Source organism: Pseudomonas sp. NLJ1 (assembly GCF_049486705.1).
GTDB classification, from domain to species: domain Bacteria; phylum Pseudomonadota; class Gammaproteobacteria; order Pseudomonadales; family Pseudomonadaceae; genus Aquipseudomonas; species Aquipseudomonas inefficax.
On the sequence record NZ_CP137735.1, the window covers coordinates 3,192,041 to 3,206,346 of the forward strand.

A 14,306-nucleotide genomic window follows, 5' to 3' on the forward strand; every position below is an offset into this window, starting at 1 on the left:
GCTGCGCAGCCCTTTTGCGACACAAGGCCGCTCCTACAGGGGAGCACGTTTTCCTGTAGGAGCGGCCTTGTGTCGCGAAAGGGCCGCAAAGCGGCCCCCGTTCACTCAGAACTTGTAATTGACACTGGCCACCACGTTGCGCTCGTCGCCGTAGTAGCAGTAGTAGCCGTCACAGGTAGACAGGTAGTCCTTGTTGAACAGGTTCTTCGCATCCACGGCTACGGTCACGCCCTTGAGGGTGCTGTTCAGGCGGCCCAGGTCGTAGTGCACCGAAGCGTCGTAGACGGTGTAGGACCCCACATGGCCCCAATCGGTGTTAGTGGTATTACCGTAGGTGTCGCCCACGTAGCGCACGCCAACGCCGACCCCAAACCCATCCAGTGGCCCGCTGTGCCAGGTGTAGTCGGCCCAGGCAGTGGCCTGGTTGCGCGGCACCTGCGCCATGCGCTTGCCTTTCTCGTCACTGGTGCCCTTGATGATCTCGCTGTCGTTGTAGGTGTACGAGCCCACCAGCTTGAGATTCTCGGTTACATCCGAAGTAGCCTCCAGCTCCAGGCCTTTGACGCGCACTTCGCCAACCTGGCGGGTCACACCACCCTCGGTCACCGACATGTTCTCCTGCGTCAGGTCGAACACAGCCGCGGTGAACAAGCTGTTGCTGCCTGGAGGCTGGTACTTGATGCCCAGTTCGTACTGTTTCCCTTCGGTAGGTTTGAAGGCATCGGTGCTGTTGACGGTGGAGCCGGTAGCAGCCTGGAACGACTCGGCATAGGAGATGTAAGGCGTCAGGCCGTTGTCGAACACATAGCTGAGCGCTGCGTTGCCACTGAATTTCTTGTCGCGTTGGGTGTTGGTGGCGTCGCCCTGGTTGTGGAAGGTGGTGCCGGTGTGCACCCAGTCCTCACGGCCACCAAGAGTCAGACGCCAGTTGTCCAGGGCCATCTGGTCCTGGATATACAGGCCGGTCTGTTGGGTTTTCTGGTCGTAGTCGTACATGTCGAAGTAATCGACGTTCGAGAAATCCTGACCGTAGATCGGGTTGTGGATATTGCTTGGTGGCACACCAGCCGAGCCCCAGCGCCAGCGGGCATTGCTGTCCGAGCGCTGGTGGTCGAGACCCAGCAGCAGGGTGTGGGCAACCTGGCCGGTCTGGAAGTCGGCCTGGAAGTTGTTGTCCAGGGCGAACTGGGAGATGTCCTCTTCCACGATGCCGGCGGTGCGCTGCACGGTGCCATCGGCGCTGACAGCTTCGTCCGGGCCGGCTGGCCAGATGGAACCACCGGCGGTAATGCCCTTGAAGTCCAGTTCGTTACGCGCATAGCGCAGGTTCTGACGGAACTGCCAGGTATCGTTCAGGCGGGTCTCGAACGCATAGCCCAGGTGGTAGTAGGTGCGGTCGTAGGATTCCCAATCCGGGTCGCCGAGGTTCTTGTGGTGCGAAATCTTGCCTGCGGGGCTATCCAGCTTGGTGCCTTGCAGTGGCAGGAACTGCCCGGTGATGCCGGTATCATCGCGGGTGTACTGGCTGATGAAAGTCAGCTTGGTGTCGTCGTTGATATTCCAGGTCAGGCTGGGCGCTATGTTGTAGCGCTTGTCCGGGATGTGGTCGACTGGCGAACCGCTGTCTCGCACGGTACCGCTCACTCGGTACAGGAACTGGCCTGCATCGTCGAGCTTGCCGGTGCTGTCGAAGTTGATCTGCTTGTGGTTGTTGCTGCCAACCTGGGCTTCGACTTCGTGGCTGCTTTCCAGCTGCGGCCGACGGCTGGTCATGTCGAGCAGACCACCTGGTGGCGTCTGGCCGTAGACCGAAGAAGCCGGGCCACGCAGCACGGCGATGCGCTCCAGGTTCCAGGGCTCGATCTTGGGGGTGGCGTAGTTGCCCCTGGGCAATGGCAGGCCATCGAGGAACTGGGTAGGCACAAAACCACGTACCAGCAACCAGTCGCTGCGCGAGTCGGAGCCATAGCCGCTGCTCTGCACGCCAGCGGTGTAGCGAAGGGCATCGTTCAGGCTGAGCACCGGGCGATCTTCCATCTGCTGGCGGGTGATCACACTTACCGAGCGGGGGAGTTCGGCGATGGCGGTGTCGGTCTTGGTGCCAGCTGCTGTCCGGGTGGCGGTGTAACCCTCTACCGGTCCCCAGGCGCTTTCATAGGTTGAAGTCGCATTGATCGCAGTCTCCGGCAACGCCAGTGTCCCTTCCGGCGTAGCCACCAGGCTGTAGCTGCCCACGCTGCTTTGCTGCAGCTGCAGGCCGGTGCCGCGCAGGGCAGCCTGCAGGGCACCAAGGCCATCGTACTGCCCACTCACCGGGGCCGAGGTACGACCGCTGACCAGTGCCGGGTCGATGGCCAGGGTAATGCCGGCCTGGCTGGCGATCTGGTTGAGGGTGGTGGCCAGCGGGGCGCTGGGCAGGTCGTAGGCACGCTGAGCGGATTGCTCGGCGGCGAACAGGGCAGGGCTGGCCAATGGCGCGGCCACGGCGATGGCCAGGGCCATCAGGCTGGGGCGCAAGATACGATCAACAGCACGGGACATGCAGCGGCTCCTCGACGGATAAGTGCTTTCTGCTTCCTTGCCGAGCGAGATTTGAAAAGTGACAGGGCGAATCTGAAAAAAATTGAGAATTATTTGAAGTTGGTTTCTGCTTGTACCGGCCTTTTCGCGGGTAAACCCGCTCCCACAGGGATCGCGGGGGCTTTGAGGCTGGTGCAATCCTGTGGAAGCGGGTTTACCCGCGAAGAGGCCGGTGCAGGCCTACTTGGGACCGACGGTCACCCACCACTGGGTATGCCGCTCGACCTTCACCGGCAGTGCCGGCACCAGCGACGAAAGCGCCAGGTCGGTGTCGGTCAGCGGGAAGCTGCCGGTCACCCGCAGATCGGCGACCTTGTCGTCTACCCCGAGGTAACCGCTGCGGTACTGGCCAAGCGCGGCCAGCAGGTCGGCCAGGCGCACGTTGTCCACCACCAGCATGCCGCGGGTCCAGGCGTCGGCTCCGGCTGGCACCGTGCCGACCCGGCCAAGGCCGTTGGCGTTCATCAGCACCTGCTGGCCTTCGCGCAGCACCTGTTCGTCGCCGCTGTTCAGCGGCATGGCGGCGACCGAGGCTTGCAGCACTTCCAGGCGGGTGCCGTCATCCTCGCGGCGCACCAGGAAGCGCGTGCCCAGTGGGCGCAGGCGGCCATCGTCGGTGCGCACCAGCAGCGGACGCGGGTCCTGATGGCCGGTTTCGACCGAGATCTCGCCCTGGTGCAGCACGATCACCCGTTGCTCGCCGGCGTAGTCGATGTCCACGGCAGTGTGGCTGTTCAGGCTCAGCAAGGTGCCGTCTTCCAGGCGCAGGGTGCGCAGTTCGCCGGTAGCGGTGCGCTGGTCGGCCAGCCAGTAGCTCGGTGCCAGCGATGGCGCGCCGACCCAGGCCAGCAGCGAGCCCAGAAGAAACATGCCGGCCAGCCCGCCGCCGACCTTGCCGATACGTCGGCGCAGGCCGGCGCGCGATTGCAGCAGGGCCTGGCGTGCCGGGCCGGCAGCGGCGTTCACCCGCTGGTCCATGGCACCGAGTTGGCGCCAGGCGCGGGCGTGCTCCTCGCTGGCGGCATGCCAGCGCATGAATTCGCTGCGCTCGTCGGGTGTGCCGCTGCCGTTGTCGAGGCTGAGTTTCCAGGCAATGGCGGCTTCCAGCACCCGAGACGAAACCGGTGCACTGCTCACGTCGGCTCCCCGTACAGAGCCACGTAGCACTGGCGCATACCCTGGGCGATGTACTGGCGCACCCGCGACACCGAAACCCCCATGCGCTCGGCGATTTCGGCATGGCTCATACCGTCCAGGCGATTGTGCAGGAATGCTGCGCGGGCCTTGCTCGACAGCTTGCCGAGCAGGCGGTCGATGGCCTTGAGGTCCTCGAGGATCAGATGCTGCACTTCCGGGGAAGGTTGTTCGGCTTCCGGCATCAGGGCCAGTTCGGCCAGGTAGGCCTGTTCCAGCGCGGCGCGGCGGAAGTGGTCGAACATCAGGCCTTTGGCCACGGCGGCCAGGAATGCGCGGGGTTCGCGGGGCGTATCCAGTTGCGCACGGCCGAGCAGGCGCACGAAGGTGTCCTGGCTCAGGTCTTCGGCACGTTGGCGGCAGGCCATGCTGCGTTGCAGCCAGGCGAGCAGCCAGCCGCGGTGGTCGCGGTACAGCGCACCGACCAGATCGGCGTGTGGGCTCTGTGCAGAAGACAAGCAGCGTCCCCCCGGAACGAATGCATTAACTAACGATAATTATTCGCGATTGTTGCAGAGGGGAGGGGGTGGGTGCAATGGACGCTTATCGGATGGCCATCATGGAAGGTGCATCACCTGTACAGGCCTCTTCGCGGGTAAACCCGCTCCCACAGGTACGGCGCAGGCCTGAGCATTGCACAGTACCTGTGGGAGCGGGTTTACCCGCGAAGAGGTCTGCAAGGGCAATGCAAGGCTACAGGCCGTGGCTTTGCACCTTGCGCCGCCGCCAGCCGCGCAACCGCTGCTCCAGCTGCAGCGGGCTGTCCAGTTGCTGGCGCCGGGCCTGGCTGAACAGGATCAGCGCCAGTTCGGCGGTCACCAAGGCATCGGCGCTGGCATGATGGCGCTCTTCCACGTGCAGGCCAAACCGCGCCACCCAGTCATCCAGCCCGGCCTCGCGCAGCACTGTGTCGGGGTTGAGCATCGGCGCCAGCTCGGCAACATCCAGGAAGTGCGACTGCAAGCGGTGGCCCAGGCTTTCCTTCAGCGCGCGGGCCAGCATGCGCTGGTCGAATGGCGCATGGAATGCCAGCACCGGGCTATTGCCAATGAAGTCGAGCAGATCGAGCAAGGCCTCGGCAGGGTCGCAACCGGCAGCCAGGGCACTCGGGCCCAGGCCGTGGATCAGCACGCTGGCGTTGGTCTTCTGCAAAGGCCGGTGCAGGGTGCGTTCGAACTGCTGGGCAAAGTCGATGGCGCCATCCTCGATGGCCACGGCGCCAACCGACAGTACCTGGTCACGGTTGGGGTTCAGGCCGCTGGTCTCCAGGTCCAGCACCACCCAGCGCTGCTCGCGCAGGGTACACACCCCCAGTGGTGCGGCCTTGGGCAGCCGGGCCAGGCGCTGGCGCATGGCATGGTCCAGTTCGGGCGCACTGGGGCGCAGCCAGGCGAACAGGCTCATAGCTGGTACCGCAAGGCCAGGCTGCTTTGCAGGCGCTGGGCCTGACGCAGGGACTCGCGCAGGATGCGCCGGTCCAGGTGGTTGAGGCTGTCCGGGTCCAGGCGGTTGGAATACGGCAGGTTGTCGCGGGTCTGGCGCTGGTGCTGCTGCATGCGGGTTTGCTGGATGAAGTGGTAGGCCTCTTCATATGCTGCGCCGTCCAGTGCCTCGATCACGCCCTTGGCCACCAGCTGACGTAGACGTTCCAGGGTATTGCAGGCACCGATGCCGTTGGCCAGGGCCAGCAGCCTGGCACCATCGACGAAGGGCGTCAGGCCCTGGACCTTGAGGTCGAGGGTGGCGGCCTTGTCGTTGCCTTGGCGGGTCAGCACGAACTCGCGCAGGCGGCCTACCGGCGGGCGCTGGCGCAGGGCGTTGTCAGCCAGCATGCGCTGGAAGATGCGGTTGTCAGCCACCTGGTCCAGCAGGCCTTGGCGCAGCTGCTCACAGCCTTGCTCGTCGCCCCACACCACGCGCAGGTCGAAATAGATGCTCGAGCCCAGCAGGTTCTCCGGGCTGGCCTCGCGGACAAAACCGGCAAAACGCCGCGCCCACTCACTGCGGGACAGGCACAGCTCGGGGTTGCCGGCCATGACGTTGCCCTTGCACAGGGTGAAGCCACACTGGGCCAGGCACTGGTTGATGTATTGCGCCAGCGGGAGCAGGCGCGCGCGGATGGCGTCGGCCTCGTCGCTGTCGGCGGCTTCGAAGAGGATGCCGTTGTCCTGGTCGGTATGCAGGGTTTGTTCACGTCGCCCTTCGCTGCCAAAGCACAGCCAGCTGAACGGCACGCCCGGGTCACCGCGCTCGGCCAGCGCCAGCTCGATCACCCGGCACACGGTGTGGTCGTTGAGCAGGGTGATGATCTGGGTGATCTGCGTGGAGGACGCGCCATGGGCCAGCATGCGCTCGACCAACTGGCTGATTTCGCCACGCAGCGAGACCAGGGTATCCAGGCGCGGCGCGTGGCGGATGGTGCGTGCCAGGTGCACCAGGTCGACCCGTTGCAGGGAGAACAGGTCGCGCTCCGAAACCACACCGCACAGGCGCTGGTTTTCCACCAGGCAGACATGGGCGATATGCCGTTCGGTCATGGCCATAGCTGCGTCGAAGGCGCTGGCCTGGGGGCTGAGGTAGAACGGCTGGGCGGTCATGTGGCGCGCGATGGGCGCACCCAGGTCGGCATCGGCGGCGGCCACCACCTGGCGCAGGTCGCGCAGGGTGAAGATACCGGTGGGGTAGCGCTGCGGGTCGACCACCACGATGCTGCCGACCTGCTGCTCGTGCATCAGCCGCACGGCGTCGCGCAGGGGCGTCTCGGGGTTGCACACTACCGGGTGGCGCATGGCCAGTTCTCCCAGTGGCGTATTCAGCGAATACTGGGTGCCGAGGGTTTCCACCGCGCGCTGGCGTACCTGCTGGTTGACCTGGTCGAGCAGGCTGCTGACCCCGCGCAGGGCAAAATCCCGAAACACTTCCGACATGGAGAATACGCGGATGAACGCGGGCTTGTTCAGTTGCAGGCAGAAGGTGTCCTCACCCGCGAGGTGCTCGGTTCGAGTCGCTCGCTCGCCGAGCAGGGCCGCCAGCGGGAAGCATTCGCCGCTGGTGATTTCGAAGGTGGTCTCCACACCAGGCTTGACCAGGTGCTGGCGCTCACCCACCACGCGGCCTTGCTTGACGACGTAGAAGTGCTCGACCGGCCCGTCGGCAGGTTTGACGATGCTTTCGCCGCTGGCATAGAAGCGCAGCTGGCACTGTTCGACCAGGTAGGCCAGGTGGCTGTGTTCCATCTGGTTGAATGGCGGAAAACGCTGCAGGAACTGCAGGGTACCCTGGATGTTCTGCAGCACTGCCGTCCTGCCCGCCTGGCTGTAGGCGTCCTTTTTGCTCATGAAACTGACCGTATCGCTATGCCGAACTATATATCTATATATATATAGGTGCCGGCCATGTTGTTCTCTGCCTCCATGGTCGGCTTGCGGCGAGGTGGTGCCCATTGGACGTAAGTCTATGAGCGCCCTGTCAAAGACCCGACGAAAGGCCAGCCGGGTTACGCAAGTTCTGCGGTCCTAATGCTGAAGCGGAATTTTTTTGACGAGATGAGCATGCCTGAGCAACACGACATCCTGAGCGACGCCGAGCGCGAGGCATTGGCCGTCGTGAGTGCGCCTGTGGCAGCCAAGCCGCTGGTGCTGGTGGTGGATGACAATGCAGTGAACCGTGAGGCGCTGATCCTGTACCTGAAAAGCCGGGGCATTGACTGCGTAGGCGCGGATGGGGCCGAGGAAGCCAGGCTTTACCTGCATTACCAGCAGCGGATCGGCTTGATGATCACGGATTTGCGCATGCAGCCCGAGGATGGCCTGGAGCTGATCCGGCAGATTCGCGAGTCGGAGCGGGCGGCGTTGTCGATCATCGTGGTGTCAGGCGACACCGATGTGGAAGAGGCGGTGGACGTGATGCACCTTGGGGTGGTGGATTTTCTGCTGAAGCCGGTGGATCTGGACAGGCTGCTGGAGCTGGTGAAGAAAGAACTGAAGATCCAGTAGTGCAGGAGTGGGGCTGCTTTGCAGCCCTTTCGCGACACAAGGCCGCTCCCACAAGTACCGCGCCAGACTTCAGCCTTGCGCGGTACCTGTAGGAGCGGCCTTGTGTCGCGAAAGGGCCGCAAAGCGGCCCCCTGTCGCAGATGTCGCTTACAACCCGTTACGCGCCTTGAACTCGCGGCGACGGCGGTGCAGTACCGGCTCGGTGTAACCGTTCGGCTGCTTTCCACCTTCCAGTACCAACTCCACAGCGGCCTGGAATGCGATGTTGTCGTCGAAGTCAGGTGCCATCGGGCGATACAGGGCATCACCGGCGTTCTGCTGGTCAACCACCACCGCCATGCGCTTGAGGCTTTCCAGTACCTGCTCCTGGCTGACCACGCCATGGCGCAGCCAGTTGGCCAGCAACTGGGCCGAAATGCGCAGGGTGGCGCGGTCTTCCATCAGGCCGACGTTGTTGATGTCTGGCACCTTCGAGCAACCCACACCCTGGTCGATCCAGCGCACCACGTAGCCGAGGATGCCTTGGGCGTTGTTGTCCAGTTCGTTGCGGATCTCTTCGGCCGACCAGTTGGTGTCGGCGGCCAGCGGGATGGTCAGGATGTCGTCTACCGACGCCGGGGTGCGCGAAGCCAGTTCACGCTGACGTGCCTGTACGTCCACCTTGTGGTAGTGCAGGGCATGCAGGGTGGCTGCAGTCGGCGACGGCACCCAGGCGGTGTTGGCACCGGCCAGCGGGTGGGCGATCTTCTGCTCGAGCATGGCCGCCATCAGGTCGGGCATGGCCCACATGCCCTTGCCGATCTGCGCACGGCCTTGCAGGCCGGTGGCCAGGCCGACGTCGACGTTGTTGTTCTCGTAGGCACCGATCCACTTCTCGTTCTTCATGGCACCCTTGCGCACCACGGCGCCGGCTTCCATCGAGGTGTGGATTTCATCGCCGGTGCGGTCGAGGAAGCCGGTATTGATGAACACCACGCGCTCGGCTGCGGCCTTGATGCACGACTTGAGGTTGACCGTGGTACGGCGCTCCTCGTCCATGATGCCGACCTTGACGGTGTTGCGCTTCATGCCCAGCAGGTCTTCGACCTGGCTGAAGATCTCGGCTGCGAAGGCTACTTCTTCCGGGCCGTGCATCTTCGGCTTGACGATGTACACGCTGCCGCTGCGGGTGTTCTTGCGGCTGGTGTTGCCATTGAGGTTGTGCAGGGCGATCAGGTTGGTGAACAGCCCGTCCTGGATGCCCTCGGGGATTTCGTTGCCCTGGGCGTCGAGGATCGCCGGGTTGGTCATCAGGTGGCCAACGTTGCGCACGAACAGCAACGAACGGCCGTGCAGGGTCACGCTGCCGCCGTTGGGCGCGGCGTACTCGCGGTCCGGGTTCATGGTGCGGGTGAAGGTCTTGCCACCCTTGCTGACGCTTTCGGCCAGGTCGCCTTTCATCAGGCCCAGCCAGTTGCGGTAGACGACCACCTTGTCGTCGGCGTCGACGGCGGCAACCGAGTCTTCGCAGTCCATGATGGTGGTCAGCGCCGATTCCATCAGGATGTCTTTCACGCCGGCGGCGTCGGTGCTGCCGACCGGGGTGCTGGCATCGACCTGGATTTCGAAGTGCAGGCCGTTGTGCTTGAGCAGCACGGCAGTCGGCGCGGCGGCATCGCCATGGAAGCCGATCAGCTGGGCGTCGTCACGCAGGCCGCTGTTGCTGCCGCCTTTCAGGGCAACTACCAGCTTGCCGCCTTCGATGCGGTAGCCGGTGGAATCGACGTGCGAGCCGGCTGCCAGTGGCGCGGCTTCGTCGAGGAAGGCGCGGGCGAAGGCGATGACCTTGTCGCCACGCACCTTGTTGTAGCCTTGGCCTTTCTCTGCGCCGCCTTCATCGCTGATGGCATCGGTGCCATACAGCGCGTCGTACAGCGAACCCCAACGGGCGTTGGCGGCGTTCAGGGCGAAGCGGGCGTTCATCACCGGTACGACCAGCTGCGGGCCGGCCATGTGGGCGATTTCTTCGTCGACGTTCTGGGTGGTGGCCTGGAAATCGTCGGCTTGTGGCAGCAGGTAGCCGATTTCCTGGAGGAATGCTTTGTAGGCTACGGCGTCATGGGCCTGGCCTTTGCGTGCCTGGTGCCAGGCGTCGATCTTGGCTTGCAGCTCGTCGCGTTTGGCGAGCAGGGCTTTGTTCTTTGGAGCGAGGTCATTGATGATCTTCTCTGCACCCGCCCAGAACTGCTCGGCGACGATGCCGGTCCCTGGGATCGCTTCGTTGTTCACGAAGTCGTACAGGACCTTGGCGACCTGAAGGCCACCGACTTGAACGTATCCAGTCATTGCTTGCCTCACTCTGCTCAGCTATTTCGCTCTTCTGTATTAAGCCTGTAGCGCTTCTCTAAACACGGCACCAGTGCATGCCCCCGAGTAGAGCCCGAGCGCGGCTGGGTGCGGCCTGCCAGACTGGCTGGCAGACAGTGTGCGTATTTTCACAGGCGCCTTGGCAGACATCCAAACGACGTTTTGTAGTCCGCGCCACGGGATACTACATGAAGCAGTAGGCGGGGCAAAATCAGACTAAAAGCGCCGTTATGCGACCCGTTGGTCGCGTATGGTCACGCTGGGAGTGGGTATGTTCGCAAAAAACAGGTGGATTGTTCCAGATAAATCTTGAAACAGTACACGATTCGTTGTGCAGATTGCCCTGCGGCAGGTTGCCGCGCCTTGCCTATACTGAGTCGATCCCCCGATTTTCTGCCGCACGGCGCGGTCCGACACGAGGAAGGGCTTGTGGATCATCTTGTACTGACTGTAATTGCCCCTGACAAGGCCGGCCAGGTCGAGCGCATTGCCCAGTGCATCGCTGACCACAGTGGCAACTGGCTGGAAAGCCGCATGTCGCGTATGGCCGGGCAGTTTGCCGGCATCCTGCGGGTGGCGGTGCCGGCGGAAAACTACGACGAGCTGGTGGCTTCGCTGCAGGGGTTGGCCCGATATGACATTCGTGTGCTGATCGCCGAGAGCGGAATCGAGCCGTCTTGTACTTGGAAGCCGATTGCCATGGAGCTGGTAGGGAATGACCGGCCGGGGATCGTGCGTGACATCACCCGCTTGCTGGCGGACCTGGGGGTGAACCTTGAGCGGTTTACCACGGAGGTGCGGCCGGCGCCCATGAGCAGCGAGCCGCTATTCCATGCCGATGCCTTGCTGGCATTGCCGTTGACCCTGTCGCTGGAGGATTTGCAGCAGAAGCTGGAAAGCTTGGCGGACGATCTGATGGTCGAGTTGAAACTGCGGCCGGAGGAGTGATCCGGAATCGCCGGGGGCCGCTTTGCGGCCCTCGGTTATCCCGATATCACGGGGAAGGCCTTGTGGATAACCTGGGGGCTCACCTCTCCAGGCCAGGCAAATCAGGCCCTCCGAGGATTTGCTCAAAAAACAGCCAATAATCAGCAGCTTGTGCACAAAGCACGGGGACGAGGGTGTGGATAACCTTTGGAGATGTCTCTGCAGGCCACGAAGCACAAGGCCTGCAGGGTTATGATCATTTTTTGATCAGCTACGCTTGCGCAAACTGACCCACGCATCGACGCTATAAATCGCCAAACCCGCCCAGATGAACATGAACGCCACCAAAGTGCTTGACGACAAGTGCTCATCGAAAAGCAGCACCGCCTGCAGCAACACCAGCGTCGGCGCCAGGTACTGCAGGAAGCCCAGCGTGGTGTACGGCAAGTGCCGCGCGGCAGCGTTGAAGCACACCAGCGGCACCAGGGTCACCGGCCCCGCAGCCATCAGCCACAAAGCTTCGCTGCTGGTGTAGAACGCGCCCTGGGCACTTGTTGCCGCCGGGTGCAGCAACAGCCAGCCAAGGGCCAGCGGTACCAGCATCCAGGTTTCCACCACCAGGCCCGGCAGTGCCGCTACCGGTGCCTGTTTGCGAATCAGCCCATAGAAGCCGAAGCTCAGCGCCAGTACCAGCGACACCCACGGCAGGCTGCCTACCTGCCACACCTGCTGGGCAACACCCACGGTGGCCATGGCTACCGCAAGCCACTGCATACGGCGCAGGCGCTCGCCGAGAATCAGCATGCCCAGCAGCACATTGATCAGCGGGTTGATGTAGTAACCCAGGCTGGCCTCGAGCATGCGCCCGTTGTTCACCGACCATACGTAGGTCAGCCAGTTGCCGGCGATCAGTGCCCCGCTCAGGGCCAGGATGCCCAGCCGGCGCGGGTTTTCCCGCAGTTCACGCCACCAGCCGGGGTGTTTCCACACCAGTAGCAGCAACGAGCCGAACAAAGCCGACCACAGCACCCGGTGGACAATGATCTCCACCGCCGGGACGCTCTGGATTGCCTTGAAGTACAGGGGGAACAAGCCCCAGATGATGTAGGCGCTGAGGCCTAGTAAATACCCGCGACGCGGGTTTGCGGCATGCATGCAGAATCCTTGCTTAGGTAGCTAAATAAAGCGACGCCTATTGTAGACAGAGGCGGGCGCGCTTCTAGAACAATTTCAGCGGCGCTTCATCCAGTGCTGCCATTTGCTCGCGCAGGGCGAGGATCTGGTCTCCCCAGTAGCGTGGCTGGCCAAACCAGGGGAAGCTGGGCGGGAATGCCGGGTCGTCCCAGCGCCGCGCCAGCCAGGCGCTGTAGTGCAACTGGCGCAGGGCGCGCAGGGGTTCGATCAGGGCCAGCTCGCGCGGGTCGAAGTCGTGGAACTCGTTGTAGCCGTCGATCAGTTCGGCCAGCTGCCCCAGGCGCTCCTCGCGGCTGCCGGCCAGCATCATCCACAGGTCCTGCACCGCCGGGCCCATGCGGCAGTCGTCGAGGTCGACCACGTGGTACACCTCGTCGCGGTGCATCAGGTTGCCGGGGTGCAGGTCGCCATGCAGGCGAATGAGCTGGTGCGGCGAGCGGGCGTAGATGTCCTCCACTCGCTTTAGCAGGTCGCGGGCTACCGATTCGAAAGCCGGCAGCAGTTCGCGGGGTACGAAGTCACCTTGCAGCAGGGTATTGAGCGAGGCGTGGCCGAAGTTGTCCACAGCCAGCGCCTCGCGGTGCTCGAACGGTTTGCTGGCGCCCACGGCATGCAGGCGGCCGAGCAACTGGCCGAGGCGGTAGAGCTGGTCGAGGTTGCCCGGCTCTGGCGCGTGGCCGCCGCGGCGGGGGAACAGGGTGAAACGGAAGCCCTGGTGCTCGAACAAGGTGCGACCGTCGTGGTGCAGCGGGGCGACCACCGGCACTTCGCAGTCGGCCAGTTCGGCGGTGAAGCTGTGCTCTTCGAGGATGGCCGCGTCGCTCCAGCGGCCTGGGCGGTAGAACTTGGCAATCAGCGGTTGTGCATCTTCGATGCCCACTTGGTAGACGCGGTTCTCGTAGCTGTTCAGTGCCATCACCCGGGCATCGCTGAGAAAGCCAATGCTTTCCACTGCGTCCAGGACCAGGTCGGGGGTGAGGGTGTCGAAGGGGTGGGACATGGTGGCTCCGGGGGTAGGCGGCGTGGGGGCCATGGTAGCGCGTTAATGCCTGTACCGGCCTCTTCGCGGGTGAACCCGCTCCCACAGGTACGGCGCAGCCGCCAGGGAAACGATGCACCTGTGGGAGCGGGTTTACCCGCGAACCGCGCAAAGCGCGGCCAGGCTATGCAGGAACCCCGAGCAATACATAGGAGGGATGAAACTGAACCCGCACCGAACTGCCTTCTGCCACCCGCTGCCCAGCCAACCAATCCGCCTCGGCAAACGCACACAACGTCTGCCCATTACCCAGCGCCAACCTGACCTCTCCAGGCCCATCAGCCTCTGCCAGCACTTCTTCCACCGTCGCCAGCAGGCAATTGCTACCCGCTTCGGCCTCTTCCTCGTCGGCCAACAACCGCACCCACCCCGCCTTGAGCAGCGCCACCACCATCGTCCCCAGCGTCAGCTCAAGCCGCGCAGTGCTGTCGTGGGTGATCAACGCCTCGATCTGCAGCCCACCGCCCAACGCCAGGCTGACGCGATCATGCCGGCCCTCACGGCGCAGGCCGCTGACTTGGCCCTGCAACTGGTTGCGTGCGCTGGTACGCAACATAAGCCGGCCGAGCAAGTCGAGGTCGCTGGACTCCTCGGCCGCTTCGAGAATTTGCGCCTGAAGGGCCTGCAGCCTCTGATACAGGCGCAGCACCCGCTGGCCTTCCGGCGACAGGCGGGCACCACCGCCACCACGCCCCCCGGTACTGCGCTCCACCAGGGGCTGGCTGGCCAGGTTGTTGAGTTCGTCGATGGCGTCCCAGGCGGCCTTGTAGCTGATGCCCGCAGCCTTGGCGGCGCGGGTGATCGATCCTTGTTCGGCAATGTGCTGCAGCAGCGCGATGCGCTGGGGGCGGCGGGCGATGTGCTGGGTGAGGTGGGGGGGCAGGGGCATGGGTATTTGGTCTTGTGGGGGCCTGAGGGTGGATAGTGTGTAGGAGCGGCCTTGTGTCGCGAAAGGGGCGCGAAGCGGCCCCAAGATTCATGCCTTGGCAAATATCGCTGGGGCTGCTGCGCAGCCCGATCGCGACACAAGG

11 protein-coding genes are annotated in these 14,306 nt (G+C 63.8%); 2 read left to right on the top strand and 9 right to left on the bottom strand.

All coding sequences use genetic code 11. The features are described from left to right. Positions 1-105 precede the first annotated feature (105 nt). The 5 genes from R9B85_RS14320 to R9B85_RS14340 form a co-directional block, all read right to left on the bottom strand. A complete protein-coding gene (locus R9B85_RS14320; protein WP_215521045.1) occupies positions 106-2,541 on the bottom strand; it encodes a TonB-dependent siderophore receptor in 2,436 nt (811 codons plus the stop codon). Positions 2,542-2,760: 219 nt separating this feature from the next. Beyond that, on the bottom strand, positions 2,761-3,717 hold the full coding sequence (locus R9B85_RS14325) for a FecR domain-containing protein (protein ID WP_207878573.1): 957 nt from the start codon (positions 3,715-3,717) through the stop codon (positions 2,761-2,763). Further along, complete coding sequence (locus tag R9B85_RS14330; RefSeq protein WP_015268687.1) at positions 3,714-4,232, bottom strand: RNA polymerase sigma factor; 519 nt, start codon at positions 4,230-4,232, stop codon at positions 3,714-3,716. The genes R9B85_RS14325 and R9B85_RS14330 overlap by 4 nt, the downstream gene beginning before the upstream one ends. A gap of 235 nt (positions 4,233-4,467) precedes the next feature. Then, the gene (locus tag R9B85_RS14335; protein ID WP_423770313.1) at positions 4,468-5,178 is read right to left on the bottom strand and encodes a PolC-type DNA polymerase III; all 711 of its coding nucleotides are present in this window, start codon (positions 5,176-5,178) and stop codon (positions 4,468-4,470) included. Continuing rightward, positions 5,175-7,112 carry a DUF294 nucleotidyltransferase-like domain-containing protein gene (locus R9B85_RS14340; RefSeq protein WP_207878571.1) on the bottom strand — a complete coding sequence of 646 codons (1,938 nt, stop codon included), beginning with the start codon at positions 7,110-7,112 and terminating at the stop codon, positions 5,175-5,177. Before R9B85_RS14340 ends, R9B85_RS14335 begins: the two co-directional genes overlap by 4 nt. Positions 7,113-7,292: 180 nt before the next feature. On the opposite strand from R9B85_RS14340, the gene R9B85_RS14345 reads away from it, so the two are divergent. Next, entirely contained in the window at positions 7,293-7,769 is a 477-nt protein-coding gene (locus R9B85_RS14345) for a response regulator (RefSeq protein ID WP_112251471.1), read from the top strand. Positions 7,770-7,916: 147 nt separating this feature from the next. Here R9B85_RS14345 and R9B85_RS14350 read toward each other — a convergent pair whose 3' ends face one another. Beyond that, positions 7,917-10,094, bottom strand: a complete 2,178-nt coding sequence (locus R9B85_RS14350) for a malate synthase G (protein WP_112251473.1) — start codon at positions 10,092-10,094, stop codon at positions 7,917-7,919. 450 nt (positions 10,095-10,544) lie between these two features. Between R9B85_RS14350 and R9B85_RS14355 the strand changes: the two genes are divergently transcribed. Further along, positions 10,545-11,063: a glycine cleavage system protein R gene (locus R9B85_RS14355; protein WP_112251475.1), complete on the top strand. Its 519-nt coding sequence runs from the start codon at positions 10,545-10,547 to the stop codon at positions 11,061-11,063. Positions 11,064-11,309: 246 nt separating this feature from the next. Here R9B85_RS14355 and rarD read toward each other — a convergent pair whose 3' ends face one another. The 3 genes from rarD to R9B85_RS14370 form a co-directional block, all read right to left on the bottom strand. After that, a complete protein-coding gene (gene rarD / locus R9B85_RS14360; protein WP_252378489.1) occupies positions 11,310-12,197 on the bottom strand; it encodes an EamA family transporter RarD in 888 nt (295 codons plus the stop codon). Positions 12,198-12,261: 64 nt separating this feature from the next. Then, on the bottom strand, positions 12,262-13,236 hold the full coding sequence (locus R9B85_RS14365) for a serine/threonine protein kinase (protein WP_313852362.1): 975 nt from the start codon (positions 13,234-13,236) through the stop codon (positions 12,262-12,264). A 163-nt stretch (positions 13,237-13,399) separates the two neighbouring features. Continuing rightward, complete coding sequence (locus R9B85_RS14370; RefSeq protein WP_112251481.1) at positions 13,400-14,164, bottom strand: TOBE domain-containing protein; 765 nt, start codon at positions 14,162-14,164, stop codon at positions 13,400-13,402. Between the last annotated feature and the right edge of the window lie 142 nt (positions 14,165-14,306).

What these genes read in the sequence shown, in the direction of transcription:
- R9B85_RS14340 (WP_207878571.1), bottom strand. Translation starts at nt 7,112, where the DNA reads ATGAGCAAAAAGGACGCCTACAGCCAGGCGGGCAGGACGGCAGTGCTG.
- R9B85_RS14320 (WP_215521045.1), bottom strand. Translation starts at nt 2,541, where the DNA reads ATGTCCCGTGCTGTTGATCGTATCTTGCGCCCCAGCCTGATGGCCCTG.
- R9B85_RS14350 (WP_112251473.1), bottom strand. Translation starts at nt 10,094, where the DNA reads ATGACTGGATACGTTCAAGTCGGTGGCCTTCAGGTCGCCAAGGTCCTG.
- rarD (WP_252378489.1), bottom strand. Translation starts at nt 12,197, where the DNA reads ATGCATGCCGCAAACCCGCGTCGCGGGTATTTACTAGGCCTCAGCGCC.
- R9B85_RS14345 (WP_112251471.1), top strand. Translation starts at nt 7,293, where the DNA reads ATGCTGAAGCGGAATTTTTTTGACGAGATGAGCATGCCTGAGCAACAC.
- R9B85_RS14365 (WP_313852362.1), bottom strand. Translation starts at nt 13,236, where the DNA reads ATGTCCCACCCCTTCGACACCCTCACCCCCGACCTGGTCCTGGACGCA.
- R9B85_RS14335 (WP_423770313.1), bottom strand. Translation starts at nt 5,178, where the DNA reads ATGAGCCTGTTCGCCTGGCTGCGCCCCAGTGCGCCCGAACTGGACCAT.
- R9B85_RS14370 (WP_112251481.1), bottom strand. Translation starts at nt 14,164, where the DNA reads ATGCCCCTGCCCCCCCACCTCACCCAGCACATCGCCCGCCGCCCCCAG.